Here is a 15,572-nt window from a genome sequence, read left to right as displayed (position 1 = left end):
AATGGATACAATTTTACTAATAATGAACTGATAGTTTCATAGTTTTCTTCGTAAACCAACTCACCCAGTTAGCTCAATAAGAAAAAGAGTTGCCTAAGCAACCCATCAACAAAACCTCCATTAGAATATATAATCGAAAAGAGAACCACTTTTTATTAACGAAACAAATTTAACTGTATACAATTGACTGTCCAATTAGTACAATTTCTTCTAATTAAAATAAACCAAATCTATTCTAAGAAATAGTTTTACTCTTCTATCGCTAACTTTGTAGTACTTATTTTGCTTTGTGCATTTTGTCCTGAATTATCTAAATTAATTATCAATGTTTCTTTTAATTTATTTAGAGATTCTTCATCTGGGAAGAAGTACCATACTTGTTTCTTTTCTAACTCGCTATATGCCTTTTGATTAGTACCATCCAGTTGCAATTGCTCGATTGGAGATGACTTTATTGTTTGATACATTTTTATCAAGCCGATATATTTTGAAGAAGGAATATTTGTTCTTACGTTCTCTCCAACATCTTTCATCATATCGTCCACTTTTGTTATGTTACTAAAGCTCGTGGCTTTAGTTATTACTTCTTGAATAACTTGTTTTTGACGCGTATTTCGTCCTTTATCTCCTTCTAAATCACTTTTACGCATACGTACATAAGCAAGAGCTTCATTACCATTTAAAAACATCTTCCCTTTGGTATACGTTTTCCACTTTAAACTTCCTGTAAGCTGAGCTTTAAAAGTAAATGGAACTTCAACATCAACCCCGCCTACTGTATCAACAATATCTTCAAATCCTTGAAAATCGGTGGAAACATAATAATCGATTGGAATATCCAATAGGTTCTCCATCGTATTGATAGTGGAGTTCATTCCTCCAAGAGAATATGCATGATTTATTTTATCCTCCATCCCTAGTTCTTCAATGAAGACCCTTGTGTCACGTGGAATGTTTACCATAGATATTTTTTTTGCCCTAGGATTAACCGTTGCTACAATGAGCATATCTGAACGACCGTATTTTTCTCCCTCATCGCGCTCTATGCCTGCCAGTAATAATGTAAATGCAGAGTCCTCAGCTTTAATGGAATTATCCTCGTTTACTTTGTCACGGTCCAAAGCCTTGTACATTTTGGAGGTAGCATTTTTAGTTTCAATAGATAGGTTAATTGCTAAAACGATAGCTCCAGACAGTAAAAGCGTTGCAATGATTAATATAGTATATAGAGTTTTTCTTTTTTTCTTAGATTTTCGATTTGTAATACGTGAAGTAGCCATGTTTAATCCCCCCAAATATGCTACCAAATTGCAAACCTTGTTTGTTAAAATTACCATTTAATAATTATTTTAGCAATATCAAGTAAGCTATCCTGTTTGTTGGATAGTAAAAATTACTGACTAAGCAACTCTATAATTTTTAACTATAGTTGGGTTTTATACTCACTTACACTCTAAAACAACTAAATCTCCATTAATTTAAGTGCAATTCTTCACTACAATTGATTAGTAATATATAAAAATTAAGTTACACATAGAATTTTTTATCCGTTTTTGTTACATGCTAAAAAGTAATAAAGGGGTGATAAAGATGAAAAAAGATGAGTTTATCAATATGGAAACAGCTGAAGCAAATATTGATTTGAATGAAATAATGAATGAGGACAATAAAATCACCTCAAAAAAGGGAGCTAGCTCTACAACTGAGGCGAATATTGCCATCCAAGAAGAGTTCTATGATGCTAGCCATGAGGAAGTACTCCCAACATACATCTACAATAACACTCCAGCTATTAAAATCACTGGAAAGGATTAATCAATCAAGCAAAAAAAATTACATCAATAAGTGCTCTTGAGATGTTTCTTCCGATTGTACCAAATTCACAACTAATTATATCGAATTTATATATGAGTTAAGTAATAAAAGACTTTCTTATAAAGGATAAAATAGGTCAACACAAACAATACTAACTTTACATTATATTGTTTGGGAGGTGAAATTAGATGACCGTTCTAACGATGAAAGAATTGGCATTTATTGAGGATGAAATCCGTGCAGAGGTGATAATCGCTAAAACGATGAACTGGTGTGCAACACAATGTAAAGACAAAGAGCTAAGTAAAACACTAGAGGAGATGGCAGAAAAACACCAGTTAAAAATTGCCGACCTATCCCAATACTTCAACCAAACTAACAACATTCAATAAATGCAAAAGGTGGGTTCATATGCCAAACAATATCGCGGAACGCGGCTTAACAGACCGTGAAATGCTCCAACTGTGTTTAGAGCTGGAGAAGGGACGTTGCCGTAGTATCAGCAATACCATGTTAGAGACCGCTCATCAGCAGCTACGGGAAATTTATGATCAATGTTTAGAAAATGCGAGCTCAAACCATTATCAGCTTTTTGAAATAATGAGCAAGAAAGACTGGTATAGGATCGAGCTTGCATCTAAGGAGCAGGTTGGCAATGTACAGGAACTTATGCAAAATAACCTGCATCCAGGTGACCGATTTTAGAAAATACTTAAAAGCGTACAATTAATTGTACGCTTTGCTTTTGACTAAAAGAGGGGCAAGTAGCGAAATTCAATCCCCAAAAATTCAAAGAAATGCTCTATAACTACTTTTAATTATTCAATTTATAGCTTATTCCACTGAAGCATCCGTTTGTATTGGTAAAGTAACTCATTAAAGAGAAAAACTATAATGGAAGGTGCCGCTATCCTTTTTATATCCAATAGATTCATACAGTCGTTGAGCATTATGATTATCAATAGCAGTTTCTAAGATTAGTCCTTTTGAATTTGTTTGAATTGCATATTCCTTTGCTTTTTCTAATAAAAGTTTCGCTACACCTAAACGCCTTGCTGATTGATCCACATATAAATCGTTTAATATCCACAATCTCTCCATGGATACCGAAGAGAATGATGGAAACAGTTGAACAAATCCTAATGGTTGCACAACATTTACTTGTTCATGGGTAACAAGGAAGATGACAGACTGATTCTCTTTCATTCTCTCTTCAATAAATTTTCTACCCGCCTCTAAGTTGGGCTTTTGGTTATAGAACACTCTGTATTTATCAAATAATTGTGCAACCAAATCCAATTCATTTAATCCTGCTACCACTACTTTAATTTTATCATGAGTAACCATATTCATACCTCCATATAGATATTTCACTTAAGAATTTTTGTTTAACTTTTCAAACAGTTCAAATGTTCCTCTTGCAGTATTAATAAATCGTTGATTCCACATAAATTAGCACCCCTCCCTCAATCTATTTAAATTGCCACAAATTTTAAAGTTTAGGATAATCTTTTAATATTGCAGAATTCCAAGCAAGGAGGAATTCTGCAACATTGGCATACCTAGTATTCCTGTCTTCTTCAATAGCCCTGTTTGCAACTTTATAAAGTTCATTTCCAGCATCCCATTTAAAAAAAGAACGATTTAGTTCTCCCCCTAGAAGGGCGAATGCTGTTGCCCCCATATTAAATACATTGGTTCTTTCGTCAATTGGAGCACCTAATGTAAACTCTTCCGGTGACATAAATCTGGAGGAGCCCCAGAGTCTTCCCATCCTATTTATAAATGGTTTTTCCATATACAAATCAATATCACATATTTTTGTGCTGTTATTCTCAAAATCATAAAGGATACTACCGTCATAAAAATCAACGGCTACATAATTTTTCTTTTCCATATGTACATGGAATTCAAACATACTTGTTAAAGATTTTAAACGGAATTCAATGGGTAATTGTTTAAAACGATAAAAAGGAGAAGCGGGATGATTGTACTTCTTCGGTGGAGGAAAAGACCAATGGGAATGGAGACACTCCCCATTGAACCATTCAAATACTAGAACATACCCCTTCTCAACCTCAAAACTATCAAGTAGATTTACCAGGTGTGGATGGGACAGATTGTTGTAGATTTTAACTGAGTCTTTTAATCTTGCTACTGCATCTTCTGGATGCCCCTTATACTCTAAAGTTTTTGCTCCAGCATACTTCACAAACTTTCTTGAACCGTTTTTTTCTATACCGAAACTAATATTCCCAGAATCTTGTTGATCAAAAACGCAAAAAACCTCACCTAAGCTATGAATCCATTCAAAATCATGTTTCTCTAGTAATCGAAAAGAAACGCTATCTAAGGTAATTTCTAGTGAACTGTTCATATAAACCTCCAGTTTTTCTTAAAGGTATTTAATCTATTTGCTTTATTATTTTTGCCGGGTTTCCACCTACTACAACATTCGCAGGGACATCTTTTGTGACAACTGAACTAGAAGCAATGACGACATTATTTCCTATAGTAACACCTGGGTTTATAACGGACATTCCACCAATCCATACATTGTCCCCGATATTTACAGGTTTTCCATACTCTACACCTGAGATTCTTTCCTCTGCATTTAAAGGATGTGTTGCTGTATATATATGGACACCGGGAGCAATAAAACAGTTATCGCCTATCCGAATTTCACAAACGTCTAAGAACACACAGTCAAAATTGGCATAAAAATTCTCTCCAACATGAATATTGGAGCCGTAATCACAACGTAATGTAGGTTCTATAAATAGAGTTTTTCCTGTTGAACCAAATAGTTCTCTTAAAAGTTCTGTTCTTATGTCCTCCTCCGTCTCTAATGTTTGATTGTATAGTCTAGTCAGCCTTCGGGCATTTAATTTTTCTTTCAGTAATTCTGGATCTGCTGGATTATAAAGCTCACCGTTTATCATTTTTTCTTTTTCACTCTTCATTCATTAGAACTCCTTTGAACTATCAATCTCTATTCCTAAGACAATAATAGATAGCTTAATATTTTGTGTAATGTAACTCCGCAAATTGTTTGTAGCGTCTCACATCGACCAAAGTTAAATCCTTTCCATAGTTACCTGGTACAAAGAGTGGTATCCCGCGACCAATTATCGACGGGGCGATCTGAATGATGAACTCATCTATAATGTTTGCTTTAAGAAGGGGCTGTAAAACTTCTCCTCCACCCACAAGCCAAATCCTTTTGCCTTCTTGTTCTTTTAATGATTGAGTGAATCCTATAATGTCTTCGTTAATGAATTTCACATCATTATTGGAAATAGATAAGGAACGGGAAAATACGTAGCAGTTCTTATTCTTATATGGAAACTCCTTTGGGGAAAGAATCAATATTTGCTCATAAGTGTTCCTTCCCATAAGAATTGTATCGACGGTTTCATAGAATTCAGAAAAACCTGTGTCTTCTTCACCTTCTGTTCCAATTAACCAATCCAGTGAATGATTCTCTCTTGCGATATAGCCATCCAAACTTATTGCACCGTAAAAAAGGACATTTCTCTTTGCCATAATCTAACCACCTGTCAGTAATAATTTTTATACTAACCAACTCAGATTTTTTGCGCGCTCTTCTGCCATTTCTAAAATTTGAACTCGTTTGACTGTATTAGGTTCAATTTTAGAGATCATTTGTTTTGCCGTATCAAAATTAAAAATAACATAGCCTGTTTTCTCATAATCAAATGAATAGCTTAAAAATTTTTCAGCTCTTACTAAAAACCAAACAGTATATGTATCAGTAGATTGCCAGTACCAAGAAGCAAATGGAACCCTATTTGAATCAAGAATAATTCCCACTTCTTCCATAGCTTCACGTTCGAGTGCCTCATCTAAACTTTCATTTTCTTCGAGTCTTCCACCAATCGTAGTTAATATTAGTTCATCTCTGTCCCATGCCATTACGAGCGCCCCATTGTCCGTAATAGGAATACAATGTACGCCAGCAATTCTTTTGTCCAGTGGTAAGGTAGTTATTCTATTTAACACAAAAATACCCCCTATCATCTCATATAAAATGTCAACCTTACCATCTTCTCCAAAGATTATAAATATTCCTTTTTTTTTACTCAAAATAAAAAAGAATCTATTTTAAAAATAGGCACATTTCATATAGATTTAAATGGTGCGTTAAAAAAAGGAAATTCCCATATGAAAAACATAAATTACTATTACAAACAGTGAAAGTGATGGATGGATAAGAATCAAGGGGTTTCGACTAATCTGGTCAACAACTTTAATGGTTTAGTCTTTTACAACGGAAGTAAAGTGAATAGTAGAATCACGGTGACTTATTTGTTAGAAGGTATAAAAAACAGCCATTTCATTAAAGAAATAGCTGTTTCCATTATTCAAGCATAATCTTACTATTTACCAAAAATCCACCCTATTGAAAAACGTTCATATATATTATGCCATAAAAAGAAAATATCTCTTCGTAATATTTAAAGGCTCATTAGTAAGTACTAATTTATAACAAACCAATAAGTAAATAAATTGCAGTGCCCCATATAAAGATAGCTGATAATTTATTAAATAAAATAAATACATGATTAGGTATTTGTATTTTTTTCAATAAAGCTCCTATTGTTGCCAATATCAAAAACCACAACCATGATACGATAATACAAGCCATCATAAACAATCCTTGATCTTGTCCATTATATTTAACTGCACTCGTCCCGATTACGCCAATCGTATCAAGCAGGGCATGTGGATTAAGTAAGGATACTGAAAGTGCAAAAAGAATTTGCTTTTTAAAAGGCAATGCTTTTTTACCCTCGAAACTCGCAGGATCGGAATGCCAAATCACTTTCCCCATATACATTAAAAATAGAATTCCACCTATGAGTAATACAAAGCGAATCCATTCAAATTGTAATACAATCATAGATAATCCTAAAATTGCTAAAACGATTAAAATTGTATCGCAGATGGCTGCCGTGATTGCTGCAGGAAGTGCCCGAATCAAGCTAGGTTGTGTGACCCCTTGCGTAAATACAAATACGTTTTGCACCCCTAAAGGTAAAATAAGTCCAAATGCTAAAATGATGCCATGAAGAATAGGTTCCATCTGATTCAACTCCTTTCTTCTCTATCATACCTGTGATATAACTATTGAAAAAGGTCCAATTGGATGGTTATTAAACCATCCAATTCAAAAGGAGAGTTGCTTTATGAATTGAAAGCCAAATCGTTCACTACCAATAAGTTTATCGAAACAAATAATCGAGTGGATGACCGAACAAATTAGAACTGGACAATGGCCGAATGGGACAAAGCTTCCTGCACAACGACACCTGGCACTTACATTTGGTGTTAATCGGAGTACGTTACAAGAAGCAATTGACGAATTAAAAGCCGATGGAATTTTATCTTCAAAAGTTGGTTCAAGTACATATGTATCCAATGATTCTTGGAATATGCTTTTGAAACAAAAGCAACCTAATTGGCAAAAGTATATTGAAGCAAGTATTCATAAGCCTAATTATCAAACGATTCAGCTCATTAATGAGTTCGAACAAGATGATTCCATCATTAGACTCAGCACAGGAGAGTTAGCACCTAGCTTGTTACCTACTGCTCAGATTCAAGCGTCATTCCAGCAGCTACAATTGGACGGGAAATCAATCGGTTATTCTTCTCCTCAGGGGAGCCTTAACTTAAGAGCAGCAATTTGCAATTATTTAACAAAACGAGGAATTACGACTGCTCCTGAAAATATTTGTATCGTATCAGGAGGCTTGCAAGCATTGCAATTAATTGCGGTCGGTTTACTGGAGACAGGTTCCATTGTATTTCAGGAAGAATTTTCATATTTGAATTCTATTCATCCTTTCCAGTCTTTTGGTATGCAAATGCACAGTGTGGATTTTAAAAGCCAAGACAAAGAAATTTTTCAAAGGCGACGTGGGAAACGTCAAGGAATATATTATGCAATTCCTACACTACATAATCCAACCGGAAGGATTTGGTCTTTTGAAAAGAAGAAATCATTTTATGCGATGTGCCAATCTTTGCAGTTACCGATTATTGAAGATGATGTTTATTTTGAATTATCGTTTGAAGCTCTTTCACCTCCATTAAAGTCAATCGACACAACAGGACAAGTACTTTATCTCGGAAGCGTTTCAAAAACACTTAGCCCAGGTTTACGAATTGGATGGGTTGTAGCGCCATCTCCTGTCATTAAACGATTGGCTGATATAAAAATGCAGATGGATTACGGTTCTAGCGCCTTTTCACAAGAGATTGTCTCTTATTGGTTAACTTCTGGTTTATATGAAGAACACATTGAAAAATTAAAAGTAGAATTAAAAAGACGTGCTGAGCTAATGGAAAACTTATTAGAGCAATATTTTAAGGAGATCGCTTCATGGGAATCATCAAAAGGTGGATTTTATATTTGGTTAAAATTCAACGCACCTATTATCACTACAGATTTTTTTATGAATCTATTAAATCAGAAGGTACTCATCAATCCCGGTTATATCTATGAACCGAAAGATACTTATCATATTCGCTTATCTTACTCCTATACTTCAGATAAAGAGTTAGTCGAAGGGCTTTACACTCTCTATTCTGAAGCAGTTCAAGCAATAGAAAAGAACCGTGAATTCAATTGAACCACGGTTCTTCTTATAATTCTATTGATGTTTTTCCATTCTCGTTTTCATCACTTCTGCCATTTGTTGAGAGATCTGATTATCTTCTTCCGAAAGCTTATCAATAATGTTGAGATAATCTTCTTCATTACGATTCTGACTTAATTTATAGGCTGCTTGAATCTCTTTTACTTTTATTTTAAATCCAACGATCCCTTTTAGTTCTTTATTTAATAACTGTGGAGAAAGTTTCTCCCACAAAACTGGATCCTTGCGATGCTTTTCATATTTTTGGAGCAGCTTAGCAAGATCTTCTTTTAGCTCTTCTTCAGTCAATAAACTAGCTTCTCCATAAATATGTACTGCTTGATAATTCCATGTGGGAACATTTTCATGCGAGTACCAAGAAGAAGAAATATACACATGTGGGCCTTGATACATAACAAGCACATCTTCACTATTTTCAAAAGTTCTCCATTGTGGGTTTCCATAAGCCATATGTCCAGTTATAAAATTATCGTCCCCATTAATATTCAATTCCAAAGGTAAGTGCGTAGCTATAGGTTTACCCTGTTTTGTAGTTACAATCGTACCGAATGAATTCATTTGAACAAATTCTTTAATTTCATTTATATTTGTTACTTTAAAGTATTTAGGAATATACATCTAGTTTCTCCCTCTATTTTTTATTGTAGAAAATTTATGTAGAAACTTGCGATAATTTGGTTTTATACTTTTCAATAACTCTGCTAAAAAGAGATGCTAATACTTGTTGAAATAGCATGCCGAAGACGACTGGTATTGCGACCTTAGGAGGGAAATAGGCACTTGCCACAACCACTCCCATCGAAATATTACGCATACCCCCTGTAAAAACAAACGTTGTTACAATACCCACATCTTTCCAAAGAAAATGCCCAAATAAGAAACACATAGCATATCCAGACAAAGCTAGAACAAATACAACGACAATAATGCTGACAAACTCCCACGAAATGTTTTTAATAAAAGGTGCAACCACACTACCATTAATCAGTACAATAAAAAACAAACTCATTTTCGAAAATGGCGCAAGTTTCTTTCCAATCGTCTCCACAATGTTTCCTTTCGTCAATTCATTTAACAGCATTCCCAGTATTGATGGCAACACAATCATCCATAACAAATCGAACATAAGAGAGACAGTATCTATTTCTATTGTTTTTCCAATAACAAGATGCAGTAGAAATGGCATGATGATCGGTGACAAAAGCGTATCTATTAAGATAATGGATAAACACAGCGCGAGATTTCCACGACAAACTGCCACCCATATAAAACTCGTCACCCCTGTTGGTACTGCAACAGACAAGATGAAACCAATTGTTAATAAATGATCCTCAAACAGTACTGTTGCAACAATGTACGCCCAGATTGGCATGATAATATGTAAAAATGCAATCGTCATTAAAATGACAAATGGATACTTCGTAAAGCTCTTCAAACCTTTAAAATTTAAACTCAAACTACCCGCAAACGTCATAAATGCAAATAACCAAGGTACTAAAAATAATAATTGGCCCCCTACATCACCGAGCAATACACCAACAATTAAGCTAAGCGGTGTCAAAACAGGCATCAATGTTTGGAGGCGCATATTCAAACTTTCCAACATTGCGCTGCCTTCTTTCCTTATTAAAATTTTTATCGAATAACATTCATATATTGGTTATATGAATGTTTAGATTTATGGAGAGATTCCATATAGTTTTATATATTTCTAAAATAGATTTATCTCTCTTAATAATAATCAATCTATGACAATTATTAATTACGTTATATATTTCCCATAATGCACTGGACTCGTTTGATATTGTTTTTACATTAAGATTTAATAAATATTGAAATATACCAGAATTGGTATCATAATCACATATATAGTTATTATTTAGCTTAGCAATTATACAGACCTCTTGACCTGGATTTATGTATATTACAAAAGAAATTTATTTCACATCTTAGCTATAATTTGTATGACACTATTATATTACTTAATTAAATTTATTTTTTCTATTTTTTTCTTTCAAATCATTCATCATGTATTCCAGACCAGTTAGTATTGGTCTGTTATTATAAAAGACACTAGGAGGTTTTTATTATGATAAGACCCATTCAAGAGAAGGATTTACTGGATATTTTAGATATATATAATGATGCTATTTTAAATACGACTGCTGTATATACATACAAACCTCAAACGCTCGAAAATAGACAACAATGGTATCAACAAAAGATGGACGAAGGATATCCAATATTAGTTTTTGAACTAGATAACAGAGTAGCAGGATTTGCAACTTTTGGTCCATTTAGAGCCTGGCCAGCTTACAAATATTCTATTGAACATTCTATCTATGTAAGTAAGGAATTCAGAAAAAAAGGAATTGCAACTGCATTAATGAACGATTTAATTGCTATTGCCAATGAAAGAGAGTATCGTACATTAATTGCTGGAATCGATGCAACAAATGAAAAAAGTATTGCTATGCATAAAAATTTCGGATTTGTTCATTCAGGTACTATAAATAAAGCAGGATTTAAATTCAATAGATGGCTTGACTTAGCTTTTTATCAATTGGATCTTAGTGGCCCTAAAAACCCAATAGAAGAATAGAAATCACTCATAAGAAAAGGCATTTTCGTTTGTAGAGATGCCTTTTCTTCCTAAGTAAACACTAATGTGATACCTATATTTCACTTAAGCACTTTTCAATAGTAGCTTGAAGAGATAGTAAACTTGTATTTTGCTTAACCTCTAAGTAAAAACTTTTTAAAAATAACTTACAGTTAGCTACTAAGAACCAATAATTTACTTCATCAAGCTCCTTTTTTAGTTTCAAAAGTTCGTCAGGTATTCTATGTAATAAAGTTTCAATTACTCCAAGTTCCAATCCGTTATTTACCATTTCCATTATTGGTATTAGTAATCTTTCGGCTTCATCATGGACATAAACACTATCGGACACAAATACTTTTTTCCATAAGGCATTTAATATTACTTTATATGACTCTTTACTTACTTTATGGTTTTTTACTAATTCATCAAAAGCATCGGCAACATGCGCAATACTATGAGCCCATCCTTTAACAGATACATATCCCCTTAAATCTTTTTCCAGGTTTATATATTCAATTAACCTATCTTTAACATTATTAATCTGAATTTGTGTAAGAAAGTTGTCTTCATTATCTCTGTATAATATAAGTGCTATTAATAGAGTAGTAAAAGATCTTGTAAAAACAGTATCAGTCCCATTTTTACCAATTCCTTTAAATAATAGACCGCTTATACAAAAATCTAAGACTTCCTTTAGTAAATCATGCTCAAGTAGATTCTTCTCTATTATTAGTTTATATAAAGAGGTGTAAATCAATTGATCTCTAAGACGACTATCGGTTGAGCCAATATGTTGAACCATAGATTTAACTAAAAAAACTTTATCCTCATCCTCCCAATTCCTTACCCCACTTCTAATATCCCCTAAAACTATTTTTAGTTCATCTGCATTCATCGGAGCTGTGTTTATAAAATTTATTTGAACTTTTTCCATTTTTCTCATCCCTTTCTTAATAGCAATATCTTCGTATTAATATTTGATTACTTAAAAACCGCTTAAGTCACTAAAATAATAGTTGTTATATTCATTTTATTAAACAGTTATATTGGGAATATACCCTGAAAGCTGATAGACTTAAAAAGGATTTATGTAATATAAGAGTAAATCTGCAGAAGGTTAAAAAAATTACCATAGGTATAAGGAGTGATTAGATTGAATGAGGATATAACAAATATTGATTACCGCCAGATAATGGAGTTTTCACTTGATCCGTTAATTATCCATACCAACCTTCAGATAATTGATGTTAACCACGTGGCAGAAAGATTTTTTAGAGCAACAAAAGAAAATATTATTGGAGCTAGTCCTTTAGATATATTTCAAGAAACATCCAAGGTAGCAATAGAAAAAAGAATACAGTCTGCTTACCAACAACCAGCAAAGGTGATAGAAGAAACAATTTTTCGAATGGATGGAACACTTGTAGAAGTTGAATTGTATTGTCACCCAGTACAGATAGGAAATACAAAAGCCATTCAAACATATGTAAAAGATATAACAGAAAGAAAAGAATCAGAAAAAAAACAAAAAGAAATACTAAAAGAAATAAATGATCTTTCTGCTACACTTGTTCCTATACTAAAAGGTATTGCCGTACTTCCTTTAATAGGATCAATTGATGAGGATAGAGCTAGACAACTCTTGGAAAATGTACCTGAAAAGGTAAAGAACCAGGATGTTGAATATTTAATCATAGACTTTTCTGGAATCTATACATTAGATAGCATTGTTGCAGAGTACCTCTTTAAAATTACTAACGTATTATCCCTACTTGGTGTGCGTTCTATTATTACCGGTTTAAGACCGCAATTGGCTCTAGCTGCTTTACAATTAGATTATAAGATAGAATCTTTATCGACAATGTCGACTGTAAAGGATGCACTATATTCTTTAGGTATAAATCAGAAATAACATATAAACCTCATGCTGCAAGAGCTCAGAGAATAAAAACTCATCCTTCGTACACGAAACGTGCAGCAATAGCACATCTATAATCTCTTCTGCTAGTTTCTGTAACACATTTTTAAAATACTTTGCTAACTAAATTCTAAAATTAAAAGGGACTAAACTGGTCCTTTTTATTCTTTTATCTTAATCAATTATATCCACTAAAATAATTATCCAACAATTTGCCTTTCAACTAACCTGCCCATTGTTCAAAATTGGAAAAGCCTTTACGAATTTAGAAGTAAGACCCCTAGGTAGTTAAAGTGAACAACTTATCCTAATATTGTGCCAATATTTATCCATTAAAGTAATGGACAAATTCGGCTACATTACTTCACCTTTTGGTAGAAACTCTTTCATTGCCTGTTTTATATCAATAATTGGTGTACCGTCTATTGCAACCTTAACAATCAAGTCCATAACAATGTATTCTAGAACTACAGATAAGACTCCTTCTTTTATTGCAAACTTACTCCCTTTAGCTCATGTAGCCAAAGAAGAGCCGACAATCCATTAATAGATCATCACCTTTTAATTGTTGATATTACATTATTTAATATGTAAGTTTTTGGAGAGATAAAACTGTTGATGATCTTTATTAGGATGTTCCTCTATTACACCTACTATTTGATAACCATATTTTTGATAGAAGTTTGGGGCTTGAAAGCTAAAAGTATCTAGTTGTATAAGTTTGCAATTATTTTCTACTGCAATTCTCTCAATATTTTCCAATAATTCTTTCCCATAACCTTTACCCCTAAGAGATTCATCAACCCATAAGAAATCAATATGTAAGTTATACCAAAAAATTGTACCTGTTATGCCTCCTAAAATTTTTCCTCATCATCTCTGAGGATAAAACTAATATTCTTGACTGGATGTTTTACATCCTCAGGAAGTTTAGAAAGATTATGTTCAATTACCTTTTTCCGAATAAAATCACTATCCTCTTGATTCCATTGTTGCGTTATTTTCATAATATGCCTCCATTTATGTTGCTCTGTTAATATTTTATCACAAGAAAATTACTGGATGGGAAAATTATCCAATATTTATTATTAACGCTATACATCTAAAGGATTCATCATAAGGAATAAAAAATCGTATTCTAGAGTTTCCCCTTGAATACGATTTTATAATACTTTTGCCTTTTACAATCTCTAATAATTTCTATATACACTGACTCTATTGTCACAAGAGTCCAATGACATCAGTTGTTAAATAGAAAACCTTGGATTTCAATGATCTTTTTCAAATTTTTATATAACCTCTTGCAGTAATTTCGTTTTTTTTCCTATTCTAACTCATAATAACCACAAACGACATATCCTACTGCTTTTGCCGCCACAAGAAGGGAATCTTCATCAATATCAAATTTAGGATTATGATTAAAATAAGGGTTTTCTACTCCTTTAGGTGTACAACCAATGTAAAAGAAACAGGAAGGGAATTTTTCAGCATAATACGCAAAGTCTTCAGACGGTGGTAATGCAGGAAATTCCATTACTTTTTTAATATCTTTATCATTTGCATTCAGGAGAAACTCTGCAACTTTTCCTGTTATTTCAGGATCATTATATAACGGTGGATAATCATTCGTATATGTTAGATCACATGTTACACCAAATTCTTCTTCAATTCCTTTTACAATACGTTTGACTTCTTTTGCAATTGTTTCTTTTGTTTCATTAGTCATATAACGTATATCACCTTCAAGCTCAACGCTATCTTTAATTACATTAAATGTTCCTTTTCCATCAAAAGAACCGATTGTAATAACACCAATATCAAAAGGACTTAAACGACGACTAATGATCGTTTGTACGGCTGTAACAAAATGAGCACCAGCCACAATGGCATCATTCGCTAAATGTGGTGAGGAACCGTGTCCACCTCTCCCTTGAATATTTAATTTCAAGTAAGCTCTACCGTTGAATGAAAATCCAGCGTGATAACCTACAACTCCTGCTGGTCCCATTGGCAGTAAATGGATTCCAAATACATTATCTAAATCATCAAGCAGGCCGGACTCTACAATACTCTTTGCACCACCTGGCGGAACTTCTTCCGCATGTTGATGAATAATCTTTATAGTACCTGGTATTTCATCTTTTAATTGTATTAGGCAATCTGCTAACACTAACAAGTACGCTGTATGACCATCATGACCACAAGCATGCATAACGCCTTCATTTTTAGATTTAAATGGCAAATCAGTTTCTTCGACAATTGGGAGCGCATCAAAATCTGCGCGCAAACCAATGTTTTTCCCAGGTTTTCCACCTTTGATTGTCACGATAATTCCGTATCCATTTCCTACATTCGATTGAACTTCTACATCTTTTCCTTGGTAAAAATCAATAATATATTGAGCTGTTTTTTCTTCTTTAAAAGAAAGCTCAGCGTTTTCGTGTAGATGTCTACGAATTTCAATCATTTCTTCCTTACGAGATTCTAACATTTCCATTAATTCACTTCTCATTATCTTTTCTTCCTTTCAAATGACATAATTGTATCG

18 protein-coding genes and 1 pseudogene are annotated in these 15,572 nt (G+C 33.3%); 7 read left to right on the top strand and 12 right to left on the bottom strand.

Features of this window, described 5'->3' with window-relative positions:
• Positions 1-248 precede the first annotated feature (248 nt).
• Positions 249-1,280 (bottom strand): LCP family protein, encoded by a 1,032-nt coding sequence (locus WAX74_RS00170; protein WP_336495630.1) that lies wholly within the window; start codon positions 1,278-1,280, stop codon positions 249-251.
• A 310-nt stretch (positions 1,281-1,590) separates the two neighbouring features.
• Between WAX74_RS00170 and WAX74_RS00165 the strand changes: the two genes are divergently transcribed.
• From WAX74_RS00165 to WAX74_RS00155, 3 genes are all read left to right on the top strand, one after another.
• Complete coding sequence (locus tag WAX74_RS00165; protein WP_336495629.1) at positions 1,591-1,815, top strand: hypothetical protein; 225 nt, start codon at positions 1,591-1,593, stop codon at positions 1,813-1,815.
• A gap of 188 nt (positions 1,816-2,003) precedes the next feature.
• The gene (locus WAX74_RS00160; protein WP_336495628.1) at positions 2,004-2,207 is read left to right on the top strand and encodes a hypothetical protein; all 204 of its coding nucleotides are present in this window, start codon (positions 2,004-2,006) and stop codon (positions 2,205-2,207) included.
• Between the two features lie 19 nt (positions 2,208-2,226).
• Positions 2,227-2,520, top strand: coding sequence for a spore coat protein (locus WAX74_RS00155; protein ID WP_336495627.1), 294 nt, complete (start codon positions 2,227-2,229; stop codon positions 2,518-2,520).
• Positions 2,521-2,691: 171 nt separating this feature from the next.
• Here the strand turns inward: WAX74_RS00155 and WAX74_RS00150 are convergent, their stop codons facing one another.
• From WAX74_RS00150 to WAX74_RS00130, 5 genes are all read right to left on the bottom strand, one after another.
• Complete coding sequence (locus WAX74_RS00150; RefSeq protein ID WP_336495626.1) at positions 2,692-3,162, bottom strand: GNAT family N-acetyltransferase; 471 nt, start codon at positions 3,160-3,162, stop codon at positions 2,692-2,694.
• A gap of 145 nt (positions 3,163-3,307) precedes the next feature.
• The gene (locus WAX74_RS00145; RefSeq protein WP_336495625.1) at positions 3,308-4,192 is read right to left on the bottom strand and encodes a protein kinase domain-containing protein; all 885 of its coding nucleotides are present in this window, start codon (positions 4,190-4,192) and stop codon (positions 3,308-3,310) included.
• Between the two features lie 28 nt (positions 4,193-4,220).
• The gene (locus WAX74_RS00140) at positions 4,221-4,778 is read right to left on the bottom strand and encodes a sugar O-acetyltransferase (protein WP_336495624.1); all 558 of its coding nucleotides are present in this window, start codon (positions 4,776-4,778) and stop codon (positions 4,221-4,223) included.
• Positions 4,779-4,833: 55 nt separating this feature from the next.
• A complete protein-coding gene (locus tag WAX74_RS00135; RefSeq protein ID WP_336496190.1) occupies positions 4,834-5,364 on the bottom strand; it encodes a dihydrofolate reductase family protein in 531 nt (176 codons plus the stop codon).
• A 24-nt stretch (positions 5,365-5,388) separates the two neighbouring features.
• Positions 5,389-5,838 carry an NUDIX hydrolase gene (locus WAX74_RS00130; RefSeq protein WP_336495623.1) on the bottom strand — a complete coding sequence of 150 codons (450 nt, stop codon included), beginning with the start codon at positions 5,836-5,838 and terminating at the stop codon, positions 5,389-5,391.
• 204 nt (positions 5,839-6,042) lie between these two features.
• On the opposite strand from WAX74_RS00130, the gene WAX74_RS00125 reads away from it, so the two are divergent.
• Entirely contained in the window at positions 6,043-6,210 is a 168-nt protein-coding gene (locus WAX74_RS00125; RefSeq protein ID WP_336495622.1) for a hypothetical protein, read from the top strand.
• Between the two features lie 109 nt (positions 6,211-6,319).
• Here WAX74_RS00125 and WAX74_RS00120 read toward each other — a convergent pair whose 3' ends face one another.
• A complete protein-coding gene (locus WAX74_RS00120; protein WP_336495620.1) occupies positions 6,320-6,922 on the bottom strand; it encodes a LysE/ArgO family amino acid transporter in 603 nt (200 codons plus the stop codon).
• A gap of 133 nt (positions 6,923-7,055) precedes the next feature.
• On the opposite strand from WAX74_RS00120, the gene WAX74_RS00115 reads away from it, so the two are divergent.
• On the top strand, positions 7,056-8,474 hold the full coding sequence (locus WAX74_RS00115) for an aminotransferase-like domain-containing protein (protein WP_413788907.1): 1,419 nt from the start codon (positions 7,056-7,058) through the stop codon (positions 8,472-8,474).
• A gap of 21 nt (positions 8,475-8,495) precedes the next feature.
• Here WAX74_RS00115 and WAX74_RS00110 read toward each other — a convergent pair whose 3' ends face one another.
• Positions 8,496-9,119, bottom strand: coding sequence for an FMN-binding negative transcriptional regulator (locus WAX74_RS00110; RefSeq protein ID WP_336495618.1), 624 nt, complete (start codon positions 9,117-9,119; stop codon positions 8,496-8,498).
• Between the two features lie 34 nt (positions 9,120-9,153).
• Positions 9,154-10,107 carry a bile acid:sodium symporter family protein gene (locus WAX74_RS00105; RefSeq protein WP_336495617.1) on the bottom strand — a complete coding sequence of 318 codons (954 nt, stop codon included), beginning with the start codon at positions 10,105-10,107 and terminating at the stop codon, positions 9,154-9,156.
• Between the two features lie 483 nt (positions 10,108-10,590).
• Here WAX74_RS00105 and WAX74_RS00100 point away from each other — a divergent pair, with 483 nt between their 5' ends.
• Entirely contained in the window at positions 10,591-11,103 is a 513-nt protein-coding gene (locus tag WAX74_RS00100) for a GNAT family N-acetyltransferase (protein WP_336495616.1), read from the top strand.
• A 73-nt stretch (positions 11,104-11,176) separates the two neighbouring features.
• On the opposite strand, the gene WAX74_RS00095 is transcribed toward WAX74_RS00100, so the two are convergent.
• Positions 11,177-12,040: a DUF2785 domain-containing protein gene (locus WAX74_RS00095; RefSeq protein WP_336495615.1), complete on the bottom strand. Its 864-nt coding sequence runs from the start codon at positions 12,038-12,040 to the stop codon at positions 11,177-11,179.
• 219 nt (positions 12,041-12,259) lie between these two features.
• On the opposite strand from WAX74_RS00095, the gene WAX74_RS00090 reads away from it, so the two are divergent.
• Positions 12,260-13,018: a PAS domain S-box protein gene (locus WAX74_RS00090; protein WP_336495614.1), complete on the top strand. Its 759-nt coding sequence runs from the start codon at positions 12,260-12,262 to the stop codon at positions 13,016-13,018.
• Between the two features lie 585 nt (positions 13,019-13,603).
• Here WAX74_RS00090 and WAX74_RS00085 read toward each other — a convergent pair.
• Both WAX74_RS00085 and WAX74_RS00080 read right to left on the bottom strand, forming a co-directional pair.
• A pseudogene (locus WAX74_RS00085) lies at positions 13,604-14,031 on the bottom strand (GNAT family N-acetyltransferase).
• 317 nt (positions 14,032-14,348) lie between these two features.
• Entirely contained in the window at positions 14,349-15,536 is a 1,188-nt protein-coding gene (locus WAX74_RS00080; RefSeq protein WP_336495613.1) for an amidohydrolase, read from the bottom strand.
• Positions 15,537-15,572: the final 36 nt, after the last annotated feature.

The organism is Psychrobacillus mangrovi, assembly GCF_037104765.1.
Taxonomy (GTDB): Bacteria; Bacillota; Bacilli; order Bacillales_A; family Planococcaceae; genus Psychrobacillus; species Psychrobacillus mangrovi.
The sequence above is the reverse complement of the archived record's forward strand: the minus strand, read 5'-3'. Positions and strand labels throughout refer to the sequence as shown.

Bases quoted from the DNA above. Each gene is read 5' to 3' on its own strand.
- WAX74_RS00170 (WP_336495630.1), bottom strand. From the start codon at position 1,280: ATGGCTACTTCACGTATTACAAATCGAAAATCTAAGAAAAAAAGAAAA.
- WAX74_RS00165 (WP_336495629.1), top strand. From the start codon at position 1,591: ATGAAAAAAGATGAGTTTATCAATATGGAAACAGCTGAAGCAAATATT.
- WAX74_RS00160 (WP_336495628.1), top strand. From the start codon at position 2,004: ATGACCGTTCTAACGATGAAAGAATTGGCATTTATTGAGGATGAAATC.
- WAX74_RS00155 (WP_336495627.1), top strand. From the start codon at position 2,227: ATGCCAAACAATATCGCGGAACGCGGCTTAACAGACCGTGAAATGCTC.
- WAX74_RS00150 (WP_336495626.1), bottom strand. From the start codon at position 3,162: ATGGTTACTCATGATAAAATTAAAGTAGTGGTAGCAGGATTAAATGAA.
- WAX74_RS00145 (WP_336495625.1), bottom strand. From the start codon at position 4,192: ATGAACAGTTCACTAGAAATTACCTTAGATAGCGTTTCTTTTCGATTA.
- WAX74_RS00140 (WP_336495624.1), bottom strand. From the start codon at position 4,778: ATGAAGAGTGAAAAAGAAAAAATGATAAACGGTGAGCTTTATAATCCA.
- WAX74_RS00125 (WP_336495622.1), top strand. From the start codon at position 6,043: ATGGATAAGAATCAAGGGGTTTCGACTAATCTGGTCAACAACTTTAAT.
- WAX74_RS00120 (WP_336495620.1), bottom strand. From the start codon at position 6,922: ATGGAACCTATTCTTCATGGCATCATTTTAGCATTTGGACTTATTTTA.
- WAX74_RS00110 (WP_336495618.1), bottom strand. From the start codon at position 9,119: ATGTATATTCCTAAATACTTTAAAGTAACAAATATAAATGAAATTAAA.
- WAX74_RS00105 (WP_336495617.1), bottom strand. From the start codon at position 10,107: ATGTTGGAAAGTTTGAATATGCGCCTCCAAACATTGATGCCTGTTTTG.
- WAX74_RS00100 (WP_336495616.1), top strand. From the start codon at position 10,591: ATGATAAGACCCATTCAAGAGAAGGATTTACTGGATATTTTAGATATA.
- WAX74_RS00095 (WP_336495615.1), bottom strand. From the start codon at position 12,040: ATGGAAAAAGTTCAAATAAATTTTATAAACACAGCTCCGATGAATGCA.
- WAX74_RS00080 (WP_336495613.1), bottom strand. From the start codon at position 15,536: ATGAGAAGTGAATTAATGGAAATGTTAGAATCTCGTAAGGAAGAAATG.